The organism is Acidovorax sp. KPB24-03 (assembly GCF_057546605.1).
On the sequence record NZ_BAAJYR010000934.1, the window covers coordinates 1 to 591 of the forward strand.

The following is a 591-nucleotide window of genomic DNA, read 5'->3' on the forward strand; positions in this document are numbered from 1 at the left end:
CCGGGTGCGCCTGCACCGTGTCGGGGCGGGCCGCGCGGTCGGCCAGCAGCGCATGCAGGCGCTGGCTGAACGCGTCGCGGTTGGCCAACTGCGTGAGGGCGTCGAGCCCGCCCGCCCAGTTCTCGCGGCGGCGGGCCTCGCGCGCGGCGGTGAGGTCCTCCAGCATCCAGACCGTGCCCGCATCGCCTGAGGCGCCCCGCACCGAGCGGCCCAGCACGCGGGCCCATACCGCGCTGCCGTCCTGGCGCAGGAAGCACACGTCGCCATCGAAGGTGCCGTGCGCCGAGAACTCCGCCCGCACGCGCCGCTTGAGGTGCTCGTACTCGGCATCGCTCACGTAGAGCACGCGGGCCAGCCGCCCCTGCAGCTGCGCTGGCTCGTAGCCCAGCATGCGGCCGGCCTGCAGGCTCACGACCTGCAGGTTCTCGCCGCGCGTGATGATGATGCCGGTGGGCGCGTGGTCCAGGATGGACTGCAGCTGCCCCCGCAGCAGCCCCATCTGCGACTGCGTGCTGGCGCGCTCGTCGAGCAGGCCGCGGCAGGCCGCCGCCAGCCCGTCCACCTCGCCGGCGCCCTGCGGCCAGGGCATGT

The 591-nt window shown here is 75.0% G+C and carries 1 protein-coding gene; it reads right to left on the reverse strand.

All coding sequences use genetic code 11. The features are described from left to right. Nucleotides 1-591, reverse strand: a 591-nt coding sequence (locus AC27KI_RS26885) for a PAS domain S-box protein (RefSeq protein ID WP_487116960.1), incomplete at both ends; no start/stop codon positions are given.